At 70.7% G+C, this 18,266-nt stretch carries 22 protein-coding genes; 13 read left to right on the top strand and 9 right to left on the bottom strand.

From position 1 onward, the window contains the following. Positions 1-14: 14 nt before the first annotated feature. Positions 15-494: a polyketide cyclase gene (locus tag OG574_RS43390; protein ID WP_326777722.1), complete on the bottom strand. Its 480-nt coding sequence runs from the start codon at positions 492-494 to the stop codon at positions 15-17. Between the two features lie 97 nt (positions 495-591). Here OG574_RS43390 and OG574_RS43385 point away from each other — a divergent pair, with 97 nt between their 5' ends. Further along, entirely contained in the window at positions 592-936 is a 345-nt protein-coding gene (locus OG574_RS43385) for a VOC family protein (protein WP_326777721.1), read from the top strand. Between the two features lie 30 nt (positions 937-966). Here OG574_RS43385 and OG574_RS43380 read toward each other — a convergent pair whose 3' ends face one another. The 4 genes from OG574_RS43380 to OG574_RS43365 all read right to left on the bottom strand — a co-directional run bounded on the left by OG574_RS43380 (position 967) and on the right by OG574_RS43365 (position 4,965). Next, the gene (locus OG574_RS43380) at positions 967-1,530 is read right to left on the bottom strand and encodes a dihydrofolate reductase family protein (protein ID WP_326777720.1); all 564 of its coding nucleotides are present in this window, start codon (positions 1,528-1,530) and stop codon (positions 967-969) included. 155 nt (positions 1,531-1,685) lie between these two features. Continuing rightward, positions 1,686-2,630 carry a methyltransferase gene (locus OG574_RS43375; protein WP_326777719.1) on the bottom strand — a complete coding sequence of 315 codons (945 nt, stop codon included), beginning with the start codon at positions 2,628-2,630 and terminating at the stop codon, positions 1,686-1,688. 182 nt (positions 2,631-2,812) lie between these two features. Further along, entirely contained in the window at positions 2,813-3,817 is a 1,005-nt protein-coding gene (locus OG574_RS43370; protein WP_326777718.1) for a GDP-mannose 4,6-dehydratase, read from the bottom strand. Then, complete coding sequence (locus OG574_RS43365) at positions 3,814-4,965, bottom strand: UDP-N-acetylglucosamine--N-acetylmuramyl-(pentapeptide) pyrophosphoryl-undecaprenol N-acetylglucosamine transferase (RefSeq protein ID WP_326777717.1); 1,152 nt, start codon at positions 4,963-4,965, stop codon at positions 3,814-3,816. Before OG574_RS43365 ends, OG574_RS43370 begins: the two co-directional genes overlap by 4 nt. A 64-nt stretch (positions 4,966-5,029) precedes the next feature. On the opposite strand from OG574_RS43365, the gene OG574_RS43360 reads away from it, so the two are divergent. From OG574_RS43360 to OG574_RS43340, 5 genes are all read left to right on the top strand, one after another. Then, positions 5,030-5,707, top strand: a complete 678-nt coding sequence (locus OG574_RS43360) for a response regulator transcription factor (RefSeq protein ID WP_326777716.1) — start codon at positions 5,030-5,032, stop codon at positions 5,705-5,707. Next, positions 5,704-7,140 (top strand): HAMP domain-containing sensor histidine kinase, encoded by a 1,437-nt coding sequence (locus tag OG574_RS43355; RefSeq protein ID WP_326777715.1) that lies wholly within the window; start codon positions 5,704-5,706, stop codon positions 7,138-7,140. Before OG574_RS43360 ends, OG574_RS43355 begins: the two co-directional genes overlap by 4 nt. A gap of 171 nt (positions 7,141-7,311) precedes the next feature. After that, positions 7,312-7,827, top strand: coding sequence for a hypothetical protein (locus tag OG574_RS43350; RefSeq protein WP_326777714.1), 516 nt, complete (start codon positions 7,312-7,314; stop codon positions 7,825-7,827). A 483-nt stretch (positions 7,828-8,310) separates the two neighbouring features. After that, positions 8,311-8,889, top strand: coding sequence for a tetratricopeptide repeat protein (locus tag OG574_RS43345; RefSeq protein ID WP_326777713.1), 579 nt, complete (start codon positions 8,311-8,313; stop codon positions 8,887-8,889). Between the two features lie 56 nt (positions 8,890-8,945). Beyond that, complete coding sequence (locus OG574_RS43340; protein ID WP_326777712.1) at positions 8,946-9,362, top strand: cytidine deaminase family protein; 417 nt, start codon at positions 8,946-8,948, stop codon at positions 9,360-9,362. Here the strand turns inward: OG574_RS43340 and OG574_RS43335 are convergent. Next, the gene (locus OG574_RS43335) at positions 9,359-9,712 is read right to left on the bottom strand and encodes a VOC family protein (RefSeq protein WP_326777711.1); all 354 of its coding nucleotides are present in this window, start codon (positions 9,710-9,712) and stop codon (positions 9,359-9,361) included. The genes OG574_RS43340 and OG574_RS43335 overlap by 4 nt on opposite strands. 338 nt (positions 9,713-10,050) lie before the next feature. Between OG574_RS43335 and OG574_RS43330 the strand changes: the two genes are divergently transcribed. The 7 genes from OG574_RS43330 to OG574_RS43300 all read left to right on the top strand — a co-directional run bounded on the left by OG574_RS43330 (position 10,051) and on the right by OG574_RS43300 (position 16,565). After that, the gene (locus OG574_RS43330) at positions 10,051-10,848 is read left to right on the top strand and encodes a MerR family transcriptional regulator (RefSeq protein ID WP_326777710.1); all 798 of its coding nucleotides are present in this window, start codon (positions 10,051-10,053) and stop codon (positions 10,846-10,848) included. Next, positions 10,845-11,693 carry a hypothetical protein gene (locus OG574_RS43325; protein WP_326777709.1) on the top strand — a complete coding sequence of 283 codons (849 nt, stop codon included), beginning with the start codon at positions 10,845-10,847 and terminating at the stop codon, positions 11,691-11,693. The genes OG574_RS43330 and OG574_RS43325 overlap by 4 nt, the downstream gene beginning before the upstream one ends. A gap of 77 nt (positions 11,694-11,770) precedes the next feature. Next, positions 11,771-12,670: a phosphotransferase family protein gene (locus OG574_RS43320; protein WP_326777708.1), complete on the top strand. Its 900-nt coding sequence runs from the start codon at positions 11,771-11,773 to the stop codon at positions 12,668-12,670. A 130-nt stretch (positions 12,671-12,800) separates the two neighbouring features. Further along, a complete protein-coding gene (locus OG574_RS43315; protein WP_326778798.1) occupies positions 12,801-13,544 on the top strand; it encodes an ABC transporter ATP-binding protein in 744 nt (247 codons plus the stop codon). Continuing rightward, a complete protein-coding gene (locus tag OG574_RS43310; protein WP_326777707.1) occupies positions 13,541-14,338 on the top strand; it encodes an ABC transporter permease in 798 nt (265 codons plus the stop codon). The genes OG574_RS43315 and OG574_RS43310 overlap by 4 nt, the downstream gene beginning before the upstream one ends. Positions 14,339-14,446: 108 nt before the next feature. Then, positions 14,447-15,820: a sensor histidine kinase gene (locus tag OG574_RS43305; RefSeq protein WP_326777706.1), complete on the top strand. Its 1,374-nt coding sequence runs from the start codon at positions 14,447-14,449 to the stop codon at positions 15,818-15,820. A gap of 100 nt (positions 15,821-15,920) precedes the next feature. Further along, the gene (locus tag OG574_RS43300) at positions 15,921-16,565 is read left to right on the top strand and encodes a response regulator transcription factor (RefSeq protein WP_326777705.1); all 645 of its coding nucleotides are present in this window, start codon (positions 15,921-15,923) and stop codon (positions 16,563-16,565) included. Between the two features lie 67 nt (positions 16,566-16,632). Here the strand turns inward: OG574_RS43300 and OG574_RS43295 are convergent, their stop codons facing one another. From OG574_RS43295 to OG574_RS43285, 3 genes are read right to left on the bottom strand one after another with little or no spacing between them, the layout of a single operon-like run. Then, entirely contained in the window at positions 16,633-17,010 is a 378-nt protein-coding gene (locus OG574_RS43295; protein WP_326777704.1) for a hypothetical protein, read from the bottom strand. Then, the gene (locus tag OG574_RS43290; protein ID WP_326777703.1) at positions 17,007-17,663 is read right to left on the bottom strand and encodes a QcrA and Rieske domain-containing protein; all 657 of its coding nucleotides are present in this window, start codon (positions 17,661-17,663) and stop codon (positions 17,007-17,009) included. The genes OG574_RS43295 and OG574_RS43290 overlap by 4 nt, the downstream gene beginning before the upstream one ends. Beyond that, on the bottom strand, positions 17,660-18,262 hold the full coding sequence (locus OG574_RS43285) for a 4Fe-4S dicluster domain-containing protein (protein WP_100594407.1): 603 nt from the start codon (positions 18,260-18,262) through the stop codon (positions 17,660-17,662). The genes OG574_RS43290 and OG574_RS43285 overlap by 4 nt, the downstream gene beginning before the upstream one ends. Between the last annotated feature and the right edge of the window lie 4 nt (positions 18,263-18,266).

Below are 18,266 nucleotides of genomic sequence, written 5' to 3'. Positions count from 1 at the left end.
CCCGACTCGCCGCCTCAGCGCCGGCCCGTAACAAGCTCGGCCAGGTGGTGCAGCGAGTCGGTGAGGTGCTCAGGGCCGAACGGCGGGAACTGGATGTACTCCCGGATGGACTGCGGCACCGCCGACCAGTCGTAGGTGAGCGTGACCTCGGTCTCGGACGGACCGAGCGGCGCCAGGTCGTAACGCCAGATCCAGCCGCCGAACTCCAGTTGACCGTCGTCCTTGCGATACCCCGTCAGCCAGCCGATGGCGCGCGGCGGGTCCAGCACCTGGACCCTGTTGACCACCTGGTAGTCACCGTTCGGGTGGTTGGGGTGATACATGTCCATCCGGAAATCCTGGCCCACCTCGGTCAGCGGCGCCCGGTCAACGGATTCCTGGACCCAGCCGGTGCCGTCGATCGCGGAATGTGCCCTCGGATCCGCCAACACCTCGAACGCTCTCGCGGCGGACACGGCGACAGCCAGAGTGGCGCTCACGTACTCCTCAGCCATGCTGTTCACGCTCCTTGTCATCTCATGTCGCCAGGCCACAGCCTCGGACACGGCGTCATATCCGGGCTCCGCCCGCAGCGGTCAGTACCCTGCACGCATGATTAACGGCGCTCACGTCATCATCTACAGCCACGACGCGGAGGCGGATCGCGCCTTCTTCAGGGACGTTCTGAAGTATCCGCACATCGATGCCGGCGACGGCTGGCTCATCTTCAAGCTTCCTCCGGCCGAGGTAGCGGTCCACCCCGCCGCTGCACCGTCACACGAGTTGTACCTGATGTGCGACGACGTCAACGCGACGGTCGACGAGCTCTCGGCGAAGGGGGTCGAGTGCGCCCCGGTCACGAACGCCGGGTGGGGTCTCAAGACCGGGATCCGGCTGCCGGGCGGTGGCGAGCTGGGGCTCTACCAACCACGCCACGAAACGGCGCACAACCTCTGACGGCCTCCCCAGGCGCCGGGTGCCCAGCTCTCAGGCCTGCGGAATCGCGCGTCCTGTGGGCCGGTACTCGATCATCAGCACCCTGTTGTCCAGATCGTGATGGGCGACCAGCTCCAGTTCTGTCGAGTCGACACCGGCGAAGAACGGCTCGCGGCCCGACTTCCCCACGAGCAGCGGAAAGGTCATCAGCCTGAGCCGGTCCACGAGGCCCGCGTCGAGGAGCTGCCGGGCCAGGGACAGACTGCCCATGGTCCGCAGCGGCACATGACCTTCGCTCTTGAGCCGGGTGACCTCGGCGATCAGGTCCTCCTGGCACACGCGCGTGTTCTGCCAGGCGACCGTCTTCAGCGTCGACGAGAAGACGACCTTGTCCACACCAGGCATCGGGTCCGCTCCGGGGCCACCCGACTCCCCGGGGAGACCCGCGAGGGCCTCATAGGTGCGCCGCCCCACGAGCACCAGCTGCGGCCCTGCCATCTCCTCGTGGATCCACTCCTCGATCATGGGGCCGAAGTAGCCGAAGTAGGCGGGCGATGTCGCGCTGCCGGCATACCCGTCAACCGAGACGAACACATCGACGGTGAGTGTCTGCATGGCAATTCCTCCGAATGTCTCGCACCTGCCGTGCCAGGCCCGCTCCCATGGGACATGGCGCCTTCCAGTAGAGACGTCGGAGCGGCATCGCGTGAATCGACACCCTCAACCAACCATCGCGTCAGCCCCTCGGCCGGTCGCTCCTCGGCCGGTCGCTACGAGCCGCTGTCCGTGGCCCGGCGTGCGATCCAGAGCTGGCGCGTGGAGCGGACCACCAGGTCGTCACGGTGGCGTACGTCCGCCGGACCGCCGTTCACGAGCGTGTCGAGCGCTTCCAGGTCGGCCGGGTCGATGCGGCCGACCAGGGCGCCGCGGATGCGGCTGAGCGTGCCGTGCGCGTAGAGCCCGGCGCTGCCGCCCGCCGGCGGGCGCAGTTCGAGATTCTCTGTGCGTTCATCCTCAAGGGTGAAGCCGGCCGTTGCCAGCAGCGCGCCCCAGTCGGCTCCCATGTGGGGTACCTCTTCGGCGTGCAGCGTCGTGAGTGCCTCGCGGAAGCGGCCTTCCAGCCCGGGGCGCTCCGGCACCGCGTCGTCGGCGAGGAATCGCGGCATCCCGTCCAGTTCGGCGACGGCCAGGAGTCCGCCCGGGCGCAGGGCCTTGAAGATGACGTCGAGGGTCGCGGCGGGGTCGTCCATGTGGTGCATGGAGGCCGAGGCCCAGACGAGGTCCGCGTCAGTGACGCCCGGCAGGCCCGTACCGGCGTCCGCTTCCAGCAGGTGGACGCGCGCGTCCAGGTTCTTGGCGGCAGCGGTCCGGGTCAGCTGCTCCAGCATGTGGGAGGAACTGTCCACGGCCGTCACCTGCGCGGAGGGGAACTGCTTGAGCAGGGCGAACGTTCCGGTGCCGCTTCCGGCACCAAGGTCCACGATCCGCTCGACATCCTCCCCGGCCAGCTCCGCGAGGGAACGCATCGCGGCGGCGAGCTGAGGCGCGAACAGGTCGGCATCGAGGTCGAGCAGCTCCGCCAGGCCGTCCTGCTCATGCGTATGTGTGCCGTGGCTGTGGGCGTCGTGGGCGGCCTCATGGGACCCATGTCCGTGCGGCTGGGAGTGTGCGGGGGAACCGTGCGGCGCAGGCGTCTGGTGCGTGGGGTGCGTCATGACATCGACCGTACGTGTCATTTCGTTCAGCGCATAAGCTCTTGCCTATGACGCAAGAAGATCCCCCACTCTACGGCCTCGTGCGCAAGGGACCACGGCCTTGCGCACCGCGCACGCCGGGTCACCCGACGACCTGGCCGCCCCCAGCCACCTGACACACCGCACCGCACGACACCCCAGGCTCAGACCTGGTACCGATCCGTCGCGAACAGCGCGATGTTCTCGGCCACCCACTGCGACGTCCGCTTCAGCCCGTCCTCCAGGGAGACCTCAGGCTGCCACCCCGCCCACTCCCTTGCCCGCGCGTTGTCGGAGAGGAGCCGCTCCACCTCGCTGCCGGACGGCCGCAGGCGTGCCGGGTCCACGACCACCTTCGCATCCCGGCCCGACGCGGCGATCAGCGCGGCCGCCAGGTCCCCGACGGAGATCTCCCGCCCGGTGCCGAGGTTGACCGACTCGCCGAGCGCCCGGTCGCAGTCCGCGAGCGCCAGGAAGCCGGCCGCGGTGTCGGTGACGTAGGTGAAGTCGCGGGTCGGGGTGAGTGATCCGAGCCTGATCTCCGTTGCGCCCGCGTGCAGTTGGGACAGGATCGTCGGTATCACGGCGCGCGCGGACTGCCGTGGACCGTAGGTGTTGAACGGCCGCACCACCGTCACCGGCAGTTCGAACGCGTGCCAGTGCGACAGCGCCATCATGTCCGCGCCGATCTTCGAAGCGGAGTACGGGGACTGCGGCTGGAGCGGGTGCGTCTCGCTGATGGGAGCGGTCAGCGCGGTCCCGTACACCTCGCTGGTGGAGGTGTGCAGCAGTCGGCGTACGGAGTGGCGGCGGCAGGCCTCGGCGATGTTCTCGGTGCCGACGACGTTCGTCTGGACGTAGGCGCCTGGCGAGTCGTAGCTGTACGGGATGCCGATGAGCGCGGCCAGGTGGAACACGGTGTCACAGCCGGCCACGGCGTCCATCACGCGGCCCGCGTCTCGCACGTCGCCGGCGATCATCTCGACGGGGCTGTGCGAGTCGCTCAGGTAGCGCGCCAGATAGCCCTTCTCCGCGTACGGCTTGTAGTGCACCATCGCGCGCACCTTCGCCCCTCGCTCCACGAGCATGTCGACGAGTGTCGAGCCGATGAAGCCCTCGGCGCCCGTGACGAGGACGGTGCGGTCGGTCCAGTTGCTGTGATCGGTCATGAGGTGAACTCCATTTCGTGGACAGGTGAGTTGGGGGTCCCGGCGAGACTGATCACCTTCGCGGCGAGCAGGTCCGCCGCGTGGGCGTGGTTTCCGGGGTCCGCGGCGCGGCTCATCGCCGCGAGCCGGGACGGGTCGGCGAGCAGCGGCTCGACGAGGGTGGCGAGCCGCTCGGCGGTCGTTTCGCCGTCGGGTACGAGGTGGGCGGCGCCCGCGTCGGACAGCACGCGGGCGTTGTGCGTCTGGTGATCGCCGGGGGCGTGCGGATACGGCACGAGGACGGCGGGCACGCCAGTGGTGGCGAGTTCGGCGACGGTCGCCGAGCCGGCCCGGCAGACGACGAGGTCGGCGACGGCGTACGCCAGGTCCATCCGGTCGAGGTACGGCACGGCCTGAGCGACCGGGGAGTCCCCGAGCCGCCGCCGCGTCTCGTCGAGCGCGGCGGGCCCGGTCTTGATCAGCAGATGGACGTCGGGGCGATGCCGCCAGCGCGCGGCGAGCCCGACGGCCGCCTCGGTGAGCCGAGCCGCGCCGAGACTGCCCCCGTTGAAGAGCACGACGCGCCCGCCGTCGGATATGCCGAAGGCGCGCCGTGCCTCGGCTCGCAGGGCGGTCCGGTCGAGGGTGGCGAGTTGTGGGGCGATCGGCATGCCGACGGTGTCGGCGTCCTTGCCGCCGGACAGGTGCGCGCGGCTGCGGTCGAAGGCGACCGTGATGTGCGGGGTGAGCCGCGCGGCGAACTGGTTGGCCCGGCCCGGCACCGCGTTGGACTCGTGGATCACGCTCGGCAGCCCGGCCATGCGTGCGCCGACGATGACGGGGGCGCTCGGATAGCCGCCCATGCCGACGGCTACCTGAGCACCTTGAGCCCGCAGAATGCTGCGGCATTGGGCACCGGACCTGATCAGCGCCGCGGGCAGCAGGTAGCGCTTGGCGCCGAGGGCCGGGTCGAAGGGGATCATGTCGACGGTGTGCAGGCGGAATCCGGCGCCCGGGATCAGCCTGGTCTCCAGGCCCCGCTCGGTGCCGACGAAGGAGATCACCGCGTCCGGGGCGGCCCGGCGCAGCGCTTCGGCGAGCGCGAGCCCTGGGTAGATGTGGCCGCCGGTGCCGCCCGCACCGATCACGACGGAGAGTGGTGTGCGCATGGCGGCCACACTCATGGAGCGGTTTAAGAGGGTTCTAAGAGTCCCGTTTGGCACTCTTTACGGCATGACCAAGATCCTCGTAGTCGATGACGAGCCGGAAGTGCGGGCGGCCGTCGAGGACGGACTGACCGTCGAGGGATACGAGGTGCGCGGCGCGCGCGACGGCCTCGAAGCGCTCTCGGCGGTGTCGTCCTGGCAGCCCGACGCGCTCGTCCTCGACGTGATGATGCCGGTCCTTGACGGGCTCGGGGTGTGCCGTCAGCTGCGGGCGATGGGCGACCGTACGCCCGTACTCGTCCTCACGGCACTCGACTCGGTGACCGAGCGCGTCGACGGCCTGGACGCGGGCGCCGACGACTATCTGGTGAAACCGTTCGCGCTCGACGAACTGGTGGCGCGTGTACGGGCGCTGCTGCGGCGGGCCGCGCCGACCCCTACGGAGGGCGGGCTGGCGTACGCGGATCTGGTCCTCGACCCTGACACCCGTACGGGACGACGAGGCGGGCGCCCGCTGGAGTTCAGCCGCACCGAGGCCGCGCTCCTCGAACTGCTGATGCGCCACCCGGGACAGGTCCTGCCGCGCGAGCTGATCCTGGAGCTCGTATGGGGCCGCGACTTCGGCCCTGACTCCAACTCCCTTGCGGTATACGTGGGTTACCTCCGCCGGAAGCTGGAGGCGGGCGGCGAGACGCGCCTCGTGCACACGGTCCACGGCATCGGCTACCGGCTGGACGTGGCATGAGCGGAGTCCGCAGGCTCGGGCGCCGCTGGCGGCGGCAGCGGCCGCTGCGTACCCGACTCGCCGTGGCCGCCTCGGCGGCGGTGGCGCTGGTCGCCGTCGGCGTGTGCACGGCGGCGTTCTTCGTGATCCGGTACGAGATGTTCCACCAGCTCGACCTGAATCTGACGCAGTCGGCGACACGGGTGATCCAGGAGAACCGGGACGCCGGACCACAGGTCGTGGCGGGCGAGTGCCGGTACCTGTCGGCGCCGGCGTGCGCGCAGATCGTGCCGGCCCTCCCGGCCGAGGACCCTCCCCGCCCCTATCTCCTGCCCGTCTCGGCGCCGGTGCGCGAAGTGGCCACCGGCGATCGCGCCCCCTATTTCAGCAACATCACGCTCTCCGGCAATCCCATGCGGATGCTGACGACCCGCCTCGGAGATGACAAGGCCCTTCAGGTCGCGCTCCGTTCGGACAGCGTCGAGAAGGGGGTGCGTCAGGCCGCCGGGCTGCTGGCCGTGATCGGCGCTGCTGGCGTTCTGCTGGCGGCCGGGCTCGGCTACTGGGTGTCCAGGACCGGTCTCGCGCCGGTGGCCCGGCTGACCGCGACCGCGGAACGCATCGCGTCGACCCGCGACCCGCGCCACCGCATCGAACTGCCGCCGGGCCCGCCGGGGCGTGAGGACGAGGTGACCCGGCTCGCCGCGAGCTTCAACACGATGCTGGGCGAGCTGGAGCAGTCTGTGACGGCACAACGCCGCCTGGTCGCGGACGCGTCGCACGAGCTGCGCACACCTCTCACCGCGCTGCGCACGAACGCGGAACTTCTGGCCCGCGCCGACCGGTTGACCGATGCCCAGCGCGACCGGGCGGCGGGGGCGCTGGCACGCCAGCTGCGCGAAGTGACGGGCCTGGTGAACGACTTGATCGAACTGGCCAGGGACGAGGAACCCACGCCGCTGCTCGAAGAGGTACGGATCGCGGCGCTTGCCGAACACGCAGTGAGTGCGGCCCGCGCACACTGGCCCGCCACCCCCTTCACCCTGCACATCGCCCCGGATGCTGCCGAGACCGTACGGCCGGGGGTTCCTGCCCGGCTGACCCGGCTGCTGACGAACTTGCTGGACAACGCGGCGAAGTTCAGCCCGGAGGGGCTGCCGGTGGAGGTGGAACTCAGCTCGTCCCGGCGGTCGGGGTCGGGGTCGGGGTCGGGGTCGGGGTCGGGGTCGGTTGAGCGTCTCGAACTGACGGTCCGCGACCACGGTCCCGGCATCAGGGCCGCGGACCTGCCGTACGTCTTCGATCGCTTCTACCGCGCGGAAACGGCCCGCGCCCTGCCCGGCTCAGGCCTCGGCCTGGCCATGGCCCGCCAGATCGCCCGGGCCCACGGCGCGGAACTCACGGCGGAGCAGGCGCAGGGGGGCGGGGCGGTGTTCCGGCTGACGTTCGGGTGAAGACGGGTGACCGCTGCGGCCCTGTGCGGCATGGCGACGGTGGCAACGGGGGAGACTGGCCGCCGAACACCGAACCGTGCAGTACGGAACACAGGGGACATCATGGCCGCGACTGAATCGGCACGGAGGCTGCTGCCAGGGCGTTCGCAGCGTCGGCGGGCAGCGGGCATCGTGCTCGCCGGGCTGGTCACATTGACGATGGGTGGCTGCGGCAGCACCGACAAAGCCGAACATGAGTCTTCACCCAGTCGTCAGACCTCGAAAGCTCCTTCCTCGAAAGCCCCTTCCTCGAAAGCCCCGTCCCCGCGGCCCTCGTCCGCGCAGCCGTCCGTGTCGGCGGCGGACGGGCGTGATGTCGGCGCCTGTGCGGACGGCAACTGCGAGATCGCGGTAGCCGAGCCGGTGACCTTCCGCTTCAAGGGCCCGGCCGGTCCGGCAACCCTGGCCGTCACCGAGGTCGGCCCGAACAAGGTGGAGTACACGATCAAGTCGGGCAACAGCCAGTCCCAGGGCGGAGCGAGCGGTCCGGGCCAGAGTTGCATCACGGTCCTCCGCAGCAACGGCAGCGGCAACTCCTGCGGTGGCCAGGGTGCCGCCGCCCGGCCGAGCCCTCAGCCCGATGCGGTGCTGATCCAGGCGGTCACCAGTGAGAACGGCACGGCAATCCTGCGCATCGTGTCCGACTGACGGCACGCAGTCGGTGTACTGGGCGTCGACGAACCAGTGATCGCCCGCTCATCGCCACGACGACAACCGCCGCGGTCACGAGCGCGGCGGCACCGCAGCCCGGCTCCCCGCCACCCCCGTGGGCGGAGAGCCGGACACGACTCCGACGGCGCCCCCGCCCCCGGTCGGACCGCCAAGCCCCATGGCGTACGGCACAGCACGGCACGCTTGGCGCGCCCGCTCTTCCCCTGCCGTACGCCCCTCTGCCTCCAGACTCTCCTACGGGTCATGTAGCGACCTTGATATTTTCTTGCAATCGCAAGGAGAGCAGCACCGCAATCCCGAGTCGACGGACCGACACCGGTCGGCAAGGGGGCATGGCACAAGGGGACCGTATGAGCATCGGCTTCGAGCTCTTGGGCGACGTGGTCATCCGCTCCGTCACATGTGAGATCGTCCCCGGCTCCCCTCGGCAAAGATGTGTCCTCGCTCTCTTGCTCGTCGATGTCAACTGACCCCTGCCCATGGACACTCAGCGAACAAGGCGACACATCGGGACTCACGCGAACCCACCATGCTCTGGCGGAGGTTCACGTCCGGCTCAACGCCTACGAGGGCGCCATCCCGCATTTCGCCGAGGCGCTCGACGGATACCGCAAGCTCGGCAACCAGGTAGGCGAGTCCAACATCCTGAACGGGACGGGGTGGGCCCTCGCCCGCCTCGGCCGGTACGCCGAAGGAGAGGATCACTGCCTTCAAGCCCTGCCCCTGCTGCAACACCACGGTGACGGTGAGGGCCAGGCCGCCACCTGGGACACCCTGGGCGACATCGCTCGGCACACCGGAAGGACCGAACGCGCCCTCCACTCCTACGGTGAGGCCCTCACGCACTTCCAGTCCATCGGCAACGCCAACCGAGAAGCCGACACCTGGTCCAAACTCGGAGACATCCACGCCGAGCGCGGCGAAGATGCCCGTGCCCGCGAGGCTTGGACCACGGCACTGGCCCTCTACCGCGAGCAAGGCCGTTCCGCCCCGGCGCACCGCATGACGACCAACCTCGCAACCGGCGGGCCCGGCTGACTCCCGACCGACTCGCTGACGGCGCTATGGGCCAACACCTCACGAGGGCAGGGCAGATGACCACGCAGACCGATCACGTCGACCACGAACTCATCGAGGCCGCGGCCCATGTCGCGCGCACCCGCTGCCGGGGCGACAACCACACCATGGCGGCCGCGGCCCGCGACCGGGACGGCCGGATCGTCACCGCGGTGAACGCCTACCACTTCACCGGAGGCCCCTGTGCCGAGCTGGTCGTCATCGGCGCGGCCGCCGGCCAGGGCGCCTACGAGCTGGTCACGATCGTCGCCGTGGGCGACCGCGACCGCGGAGTCGTCCCCCCGTGCGGCCGGTGCCGCCAGGTCCTCCTCGACTACTTCCCGGACCTCAAGGTCATCGTCGGTGCGGGCGACCGGCTCCGAACCGTCCCCGTCGCCGACCTGCTGCCCGAAACCTACGTGTGGGCCGACCACCAGCTCGATACGGGAAGCTAGTAGAACTGGGACAGGCAGAACTCGTGCCCCTCGGGGTCGGCCATCACGACGACCACGCCCTCGTCGTAGTCGTGCCGCTCTCCGGTGAACCGGCCGCCAAGGCCTATGACTTGGGCGATGCCCTGATCGATGTCGTCGACCGAGACGTCCAGGTGCAGGCGCACTTTTCCGGCCCTCGGCTCGGCCACGGGCTGGAAGACCAGGCGCGGCTGCGGGTCGTCGCGATGGCCGAGATAGACCCAGCCGGGCTCGGACGGTCCCCGTGGGCGGTCCAGCAGCACGCTCCAGAACGCTGACACCCGCTCGACGTCGATGCAGTCCACGGTCACTCCGACCCAACGGTTCGTCATGTAGTGAGCATGCCTCTGTCGCGGGTCCTGCGTCCGGTGGGCCGGGGAATTCCCCCGGCCCACCGCGCCACTCGGCCTCGAACACGTCCGACGAGCGAGTCGCCTCGTATTCGGGGACAGCGGCGGCAGGGGCGGCCAGGGGTGCCGCCCGCATGCTTCTGGCCCGTGGACTTCGGGGATCCGCCTCCGGGACCGACATCCCGACGAGCACCCTCAGTTCGGCCCAGTCGCCCAGTGGCCCACACCCCCAAGGACCCAGCCGCCCATACGGATGACGCCACCACCCTGCACCGATAGCCGCTTGACCTTGTCGCAACGTCAACGTTTCTACTGGTGCCATGCGAATCGGAGAGCTCGCCGGCATGGCCGGCATCACCACCCGTGCCGTGCGGCACTACCACCGCATCGGGCTCCTGCACGAGCCTCCCCGGCAGCCCAACGGGTACCGCGAGTACTCCCTGCGCGACGCCGTGGAGCTGGCGCGTATCCGTCGGCTGACCGAGCTGGGCCTGAGCCTCGACGAGGTCAAGGACGTGCTGGCGGACGATGTGGGCAAGGATCTCGTCGAGATCCTGACCGAGCTGGACGCCGACCTGGCCCGCCAGGAGGAGGCCATCCGCCGACGTCGCGCCCGTCTGCGGCTGCTGCTCGGACAGGCCGAGCACACCGGGCAGCTACCCGCCGAGGCCCCCGTATCGCCCGAACTGACCGCGCTCTTCGCCGACATGGCCCGCGCCTCGGCACGGCTGCCCGGCCCCGAGCCCGCGATGGCCGCCAAGGAACGGGAACTGCTCGCCCTGCTGGAGACCGGTTCGCCGGGCGGCGACCGCGGCTGGCTCGATGCGCTGATGCACACCCTCAACGCCGACCCGGACGCCATGCGACGTGCCTACGAGGTCTACGCCCAGCTGGACGAGCTGGCCGAGGCCACCGAGGACGACGTGCGCGTGGAGGCGGCGGCCCGCGCCATCGTCGACAGCATCCCGGAGGCGGCTGCCCGGGCGATGAACATCCCTGCCGACGGCGATGTGGGTGAGGACGGCGGTTTCGCGGACGCCCTCTTCTCGGACTTCGCCCCCGCCCAGGCCGCGGCGGTGCGCCGCGCCATCGCACTGCTTCAGGAGCGTGCCCGGTGAAGGCAGTGAGAAGGGCCGTGCGCTGGTCCTTCGCCGCACTCGTACCCGGCGAGCTCGCGCTCGTCCTGTGCCTGGCAAGCGGGGTCCGGCCGCCCCCAGCCGTCCGATCAGCAGTGGAGCTTGCGGCGCTCGCGCTCATGACAGCGTCGGCCGTCCTCCTCGGCCTCGACCACCGCCGGCACCACCGCACCGGTCTCGATCACCGCGGTGCCTTCCTCGCCGCGGTCGCCGACACCGTACCGGCGCCCGTGCGCAAACTGACCGCGCACGAGATCTCCCTCTCCACCAGCTTCGTGCGCTGGGTCGCCCGCCGCGGCCCGCACGGCGTGGGCGACGGCGACGTGCCCGTCCCCTACGCCCCGGGGCAGACGTCCTTCATGTACGGCTTCTTCTTCGTCAGTGTCGTCGAGACCGTCGCCCTCGCGTTCCTCATCCCCTGGCCGCTGGTGCACGCCGTCACGCTCGTACTCGACGTCTGGGGCTGCTACTTCGTCATCGCCCTGCACGCCTCGTGCGCAGTGCGCCCGCACGTGATCGGATCCGACGGCTCCCTGCACCTGCGCTACGGCGCACTGCTGGGCATCCGCATCCCGGCCGACCGCATAGCCTCCGTCCGCCGGGACCGTAAGTTCCCTACGAGCAGGCTGGCCGCCGTGGACGAGAACGGCGTCGCCGACCTGGCCGTCGGCGGCCAGACGACCATCACCGTCGAACTCACCGAACCGGTTCGGTACGTACGCGCCCTGGGCAAGCCCGCCGAAGCGCGCACCTTCCGCTTCTACGCCGAAGACGCCACATCCGCGGTCACCGCGCTGAGGGCGGCCGGCGGCATCCACAGCCGGTAAACGAGGTGCGCTTCGGGGACCGCGCCTCGTAGTGTCCCCTGCGCACGTTCGACATTCGGCTGGCCCAGGAGGGCTCCGTGCCCCGGAACACCACGTCTGACGAAGCTGACACGCGCACCGCCCGGGCGGTTCTGCGCGAGGCAAACCACGCGCATGACAAACGGTTCCAACTGCTTCACCGGTTCGACGACGGAGTCCAGTCAGGAGCCTGGCTCCTCACCGACGGCACGGGGCGGCAAGCCGTATTGAAGTGGAGCCCGGACCTCTCCTGGGCCCCTCAGATCGAACGGGCTGCCGCGGGCGTCGCCAAGATCCGCGCTGCCGGATATCCGACCCCCGCCTGGCTCGCCGTAGGCACCAGCACAGACGGCTTCGGATACCAGATCCAGGAACTCGCACCTGGTCGGACAAGGCAGCAAGTGACCGCGAGCGAGGCCCGGTTGCTGATCGGCGTCCTGGAGCTGCACGCCGGTCTCGACCCCGACCCGCAGCGATGCTGGTCGGAGTTCGTGACCACCCGCATGACGGGTGAGGAGCTCTGGCGGCAGACGGCGCAGACCGGTGCGACCGGACGGGACCTCGTCAACGCCTGCGAGCGGCTTCTCGCCGCTCACGGACCCGTCACCTTGCCCACCGAGGACCTTGTCCACGGCGACTTCCGGCCCGGCAACGTCCTGTTCGACGCGGACCGTGTCAGTGGCGTCATCGACATCGAGGCACTGGGCAGCGGAACCAGAGTCTTCGACTACGCGACGCTTCTGAGCGCCCACGACTTCACCCCCGAGGCCCTTGAGATGCTCTGCGACGCCGGCGAGCGAGTGGCCGGACCCGGTGTTCTGGCCTACTGCTTCGCCCAGGTCGCCCTCGACCTCACCGTCTTCGTCCACCAGCGGAACCTTCAGCTGGGCATTCAGAACGTGGACAAGCTCCTCGAGCGCACGCTGATCCTTCTGAGCCGCGCGGACGGGGAAGGCTGACGCCCCTGCCGCATGGGGCACCGCTTCCCTGGGGGAAACCCCCCAGCTCAAGACGGAGGCCAGCCTCGTTCCGGGGCGGCGCGGGCGCGCCTAGCGTCGGGGGCATGAACGCAGCCACCTGGGAGCAGCCCTGATCGAGGTCCGCAGTCTCACCAAACGTTACGGCCCCACCGTCGCCGTCGACGGCCTCGGCTTCGAGGTCCGCCCGGGCGCGGTGACCGGTTTCCTCGGCCCGAACGGGTCCGGGAAGTCCACCACCATGCGCATGATCATGGGCCTGGACCGCCCGGATGCGGGCACCGCCCGTATCCACTGCACGCCGTACAACGAGCTGCGCTGGCCGTTGCGCGAGGTCGGCGCGCTGCTTGAGGCCCGTACGTACCACCCGGGCCGCAGCGCGGCGAACCACCTGGCCGCCCTGGCCGCCGCCAACGGCATTCCCCGCGCCCGGGTCCGCGTCGTCCTGGACACCGTCGGTCTCGCCGACGTGGCGAACAAGCGCGCGGGCGGTTTCTCGCTGGGCATGTCGCAGCGGCTCGGCATCGCCGCCGCCCTGCTCGGTGATCCGGGGGTGCTGCTCTTCGACGAGCCCGTCAACGGGCTCGACCCGCAGGGCGTGCGCTGGATCCGCAACCTGATGAAGTCCCTCGCCGCCGAGGGCCGCACCGTGCTGCTGTCCAGTCACCTGATCAGCGAAATGGCGCTCACCGCCGACCACTTGATCGTGATCGGCCAGGGCCGGCTGCTCGCCGACACCAGCGTCGCCGAGCTGACGGCCGACGGACGTTCTCTCGAGGAGGCGTTCTTCGCCCTCACCGGGGACAGCGCCGAGTACCGGGGCACCGCCCCCGCACAGCCGAGGAGGCGGTCGTGACCGCCCCGCAGACGACACGGGCACTGCCCGCGGGGCGCCACGGGTTCGCCCACGCCGCGTGGATGGAGTGGATCAAACTGCGCAGCCTGCGCTCCACCCCGTGGGCGCTCGTGGCCACCGTCGTCGGGATGCTCGTCATCGGCGTCGTGACCATGGCCAACACTCATGCCCCCAGCCCGGACAAGGCCGACACGTTCGACCCGGTGAACAACGTGCTCGCCGGGATCGCCCTCGGCCAGCTCGTCGTCGGCGTACTCGGCGTGCTCGTGGTCACCGGCGAGTACTCCTCCGGCGCGATTCGCTCCACGCTCGCCGCGATCCCCAACCGGCCGCTGCTGCTCGCCGCCAAGGCGGGCGTCTTCGGCGCGGTGACGTCGGCCGTCGGTGAAGTGGTCGCGTTCGCCACGTTCTTCGCCGGGCGGCTCGCGCTCGGAGAAGGAGTGCCGGTGCCCGCCATCGGCGACCCGGGTGTGCTCCGCGCGGTGGTCCTTTCGGGCGCGTATCTCGCCATGGTCGGGCTGCTCGGCATCGCGCTGGGCGCCGTCGTCCGGCACACGGCCGCGGCCATCGGGGCACTGGTCGGGCTGCTGTACGTGCTGCCCGCGGCACTGTCCGGGCTCACCGGGGTCACGGTGGCAAAGTACTTCCCGACCATGATCGCTGGGAACTCGCTCGCCGTCTCCAAGCCGGTGGCCGACGTGCTCTCACCGTGGGTCGGCTTCGGGATGCTGTGCCTGTACGTGGTGGCGGCGCTCGGCGCGGGCGGCTGGCTGCTGACGCGCCGGGACGCCTGACAGCAGACGGCAGACGGCAGACGGCAGACGGCAGACGGCAGACGGCAGACGGCAGACGGCAGACGGCAGACACCTACAACAGATGCGTACGTACAGGAGACTTGAGCCATGCACGAGTCAGCCGGGGACCGGCCACCGGAAGGCGCGCGGGCCGAGCCCTCACGTCAGGTCTCCCCGGGCGCCGTCCTGCGCGCCCCGTTCACGGCTCGTGCCTGGGCCGAGGCCACGTACTGCCTGGTCGGCTTCCCCCTGGCCGTCGTCGGGGCCGTTCTCCTCCTCGTCCTGCTCGCCCTCGGCACCGGTCTCACCGCCTCCCTCGTCGGCGCTGTCCTCGGCCTTGCGCTGGTCGTCGGGGCGGTCGGCCTCGCGCGCGGCTGCGCCGCCGTGCATCGCCGGCTCGCCCAGGGGTTGCTGGACGAGCGGGTGGAGGCGCCGCCGCGGCTGCGGCCGACGGGCAAGGCGTTCGCGCGGCTGGACGCTCGCCTGCGCGATGCGGCGGGGTGGCGTGCGGTGGCATACGTCCTGGTGAAGCTGCCCGTCGCCGCCTTCGGCCTGTACGCCGTCGGCTGGTGGCTGACCGCCCTCCTCAATCTCTCCGCGCCACTGCGCTGGGCCGCGTTCCACCAGCGCCCCGCGGCGGGCGAGGCGGGAATGCCGACGATCACACCGATCCCCCTCGGCGGTGGCGCCCCGCACAGCACGAGTTTCGCCGGGACCTTCGTGGCGGCGGCGATCGGCGCGGTGACGCTGCTGGCGGCGCCCTGGTTCACACGTGGCGTCGTCGCCGTGGACCGCTGGCTCATCCGGGCACTGCTCGGTCCGGGCCAACTCGCGGAACGCGTAAGGAGTTTGGAGGAGAGCCGCGCTCTCGCCGTCAATGACTCGGCAGCCCTGCTGCGCCGCCTGGAGCGCGATCTGCACGACGGGGCGCAGGTCCGGCTCGTCGCGCTGGCCATGGGCCTCGACATGGCGAAGGAACGGCTCGGCCCGGAGGGCGAACCGATCGCTGACCCGGCGCGTGTACGGCAACTCGTGGACATCGCGCACCGCAACGCCACCGAGGCCCTCACCGAGTTGCGTGACCTGGCACGCGGCATCCATCCCCCGGCCCTGGACGACGGCCTGCCCGACGCGCTGTCGACGCTGGCCGCGCGGAGCTCCGTACCGGTGGAGCTCTCGGTGGACGTGCCGCGGCGGCCGACGCCCGCGATCGAGACGATCGCGTACTTCTGCGCGGCGGAGCTCCTCACCAACGTCATCAAGCACAGCGGCGCGCGCCGGGCGGTGTTGTGGGTCGCGCAGGAGGACGGCGTCCTGCGGCTGCGGGTCACTGACGACGGCCGCGGCGGGGCGGCGCTCGGCGCCGGAAGCGGGCTGACGGGCCTTCAGCAGCGGGTGCGGACGGTGGACGGACGCCTTGACGTGTCGAGCCCGAGCGGCGGGCCGACCGCGGTGACGGTGGAACTGCCGCTCCACGCATGACTGACGCCGCAAGCAATGCGCTGAGGGACACGACGGACGGCCCGCACGCAGCGCAGCTGCCCCCGCCCTCCCCCGCTCGAACCCGTGAGAGCATGCCCCCATGCGCATCGTGATCGCCGAAGATGCCGCCGTGTTGCGGGAGTTGCTTGCCCAGATGCTCACCGAACGTGGCCACGACGTGTGCGCGGCCGTGCCCGACGCCGACGCCCTTGTCGCAGCCGTCGCCGAGCACCGGCCCGACGTCACCGTCGTCGACATCCGGATGCCGCCGACACACACCGACGAGGGCCTGCGAGCCGCGATCGACATCCGGCGCGAGCACCCGGGCACGGGCGTGCTGCTGTTCTCCCAGTACATCGAGACCAAGTACGCGACCAGGCTGCTCGCCGCGGGCTCGGCCGGGGTCGGCTACCTGCTCAAGGACCGCGTCGCGAACGTCGCCGAGTTCACCGACGCCCTGTCCCGCGTCGCCGCCGGCGGCACCGCTCTCGACGCCGAAGTAGTCACGCAGTTGGCCGGAGCGAGCCGCCGTGGTGGCGACCTGGAGTCGCTGACGGCACGCGAGCGGGAGGTTCTGGCGCTGATGGCCGAGGGCAGGACGAACGCCGCGATCGCGCAGGCGCTGGTGGTGTCGGCGGGCACGGTCGAGAAGCACGTCGCGGCCGTCTTCGGCAAGCTGGGCCTGCCCGCGTCGGAGGACGCGAACCGGCGCGTGCTGGCCGTACTGCGCTACTTGGGGTCTTGAATGGCGCCGGTCCGCCGGAGTTCAGGCCGGATCTGCGGGACGTAAGTGACGTCGTCCGGCCGGGAGTTCAGCGATCCTTCGGGTCGAGCAGCCACAGCCCCAGGACCACCAGGAAGGACAGGCACAGGAATCCCGCGCCCCACCAGGCCGTACCGGTTGCGCCCATCATCCACTCGTTGACCACCACGCTGAGGCCCCATAGCTGGCCGATGACCACCGTCATCGCCAGGACGAGGCGGGCCGTGAGTTTCGAGGAGCGTTCCGGCTCCTGGTCGGTGCCGGCGCCGGGACCCGGACCCGTGTGCTGGATCCGGGGGTCGCCGTAGCCGCTGGTCGGGCGGATCTGCGGGTAGCGCTCCTGGACCGGGCGGTTGAGGCGCGGCTGGGCGCTGCCGGGGGTGTACTGGGGCCTCGGGGGAACGGCTTGAGGCTCTTCGGTGCTCATGTCCGCTGGCTCCTTTCCCCGTTGGCGTCGTTCGCGACGGGGCAGCCGAGCTGAGCCCGCACCTCGGGCCGCGCGTCGGCGAACTCCCTGCACACCGCGTCCTGGGCGTTCTCGCCGGAGCGGGCCGTGGCGACCGCCCAGACGCTGCCGTCGCTCTGCTCGACGAGCAGCACCTTGGGCAGGCCGCGCGGTGGCGGGCCCGCGGTGACCTCGCCGGTGCGGGCGTCGAAGATGCCTTCGTGGCAGGGGCAGTACAACTCGCCCTCGCTGCCGCGGTCCTTGCGCCACAGCACGCCGCACGCCAGGTGCGTACAGACGGCGGAGTAACCGACGAGGCTGCCGTCCGTGAGGCGGACGGCGACCGCGCGGTCGTCCTCGCCGGGGAAGCGGAAGGCAATGGACTCGCCGGGTGCGAGGCGCCCGGTGACCCGCTTGGGTTCCGGTGCGCTGTCGGTGTCGCCGTGCCGGTGCAGCACTCCCCCGGCGACGGCGATGCCTCCGACGGCCAGGCCGCCGGAGACGGTGGCGACGATACGGAGGTAGTCGCGGCGTGTGGTGAGGGAGTCGGCGGAGATGCGGTCCTCGAGCGCCGCCTGCGCCGCGTCGTCGTCGGTTCCGGGCTCGGGGGCCGGGGGCTGCTCGGTGACGCTCATCGGGTCACGTCCTTCCCGTTGACCTGGACGATCGGCAGCCCTCCGGGCACCGGCCACTGGACCTTGTCGGCGGGGACGACCATCGCCACGCCGGTGTTGACAACGACGTCGCCGAACGTGAAGGAGTCCGCGACCTGGACGCCCGGGCGTTCGGCCTGGAGATCCTCGAGCGTTCCGTAGAAGAGGGCCCCGGTGGGGCAGACCGTGGCGCACATGGGGGCGAGTCCGTAGGCGGTGCGGTCGTAGCAGAGGTTGCACTTCATCTGCAGCTTGGCCTGGAGGTCGATCTTCGGTACGCCGAAGGGGCAGGCGTTGACGCAGTTGGCGCAGCCGATGCAGCGGGTGGTGTCGGCCTGCTGCACGACACCGTCGGCGGTCACCAGGATCGCGTCGGCGGGACACACCTCGGCGCACGGGGCGACCGGGTCCTCGCAGTGCATGCAGACCGTGGGCAGGGACGCGACGGAGTGGCCCTCGTCGGGGTAGTCGAGGTGAATCATGGACTTGCCCCGGTGCGAGTCGCATTCCCGGCAGGCGGACACGCACGCCTGGCAGCCGATGCACCGGCCCGGATCGATGAAGATCGTTCTGCCCATCATGGCG

The sequence above is a fragment of the Streptomyces sp. NBC_01445 genome, from assembly GCF_035918235.1.
In the GTDB taxonomy this organism is placed as follows: domain Bacteria; phylum Actinomycetota; class Actinomycetes; order Streptomycetales; family Streptomycetaceae; genus Streptomyces.
This window is presented reverse-complemented; position numbering and strand designations above follow the sequence as displayed.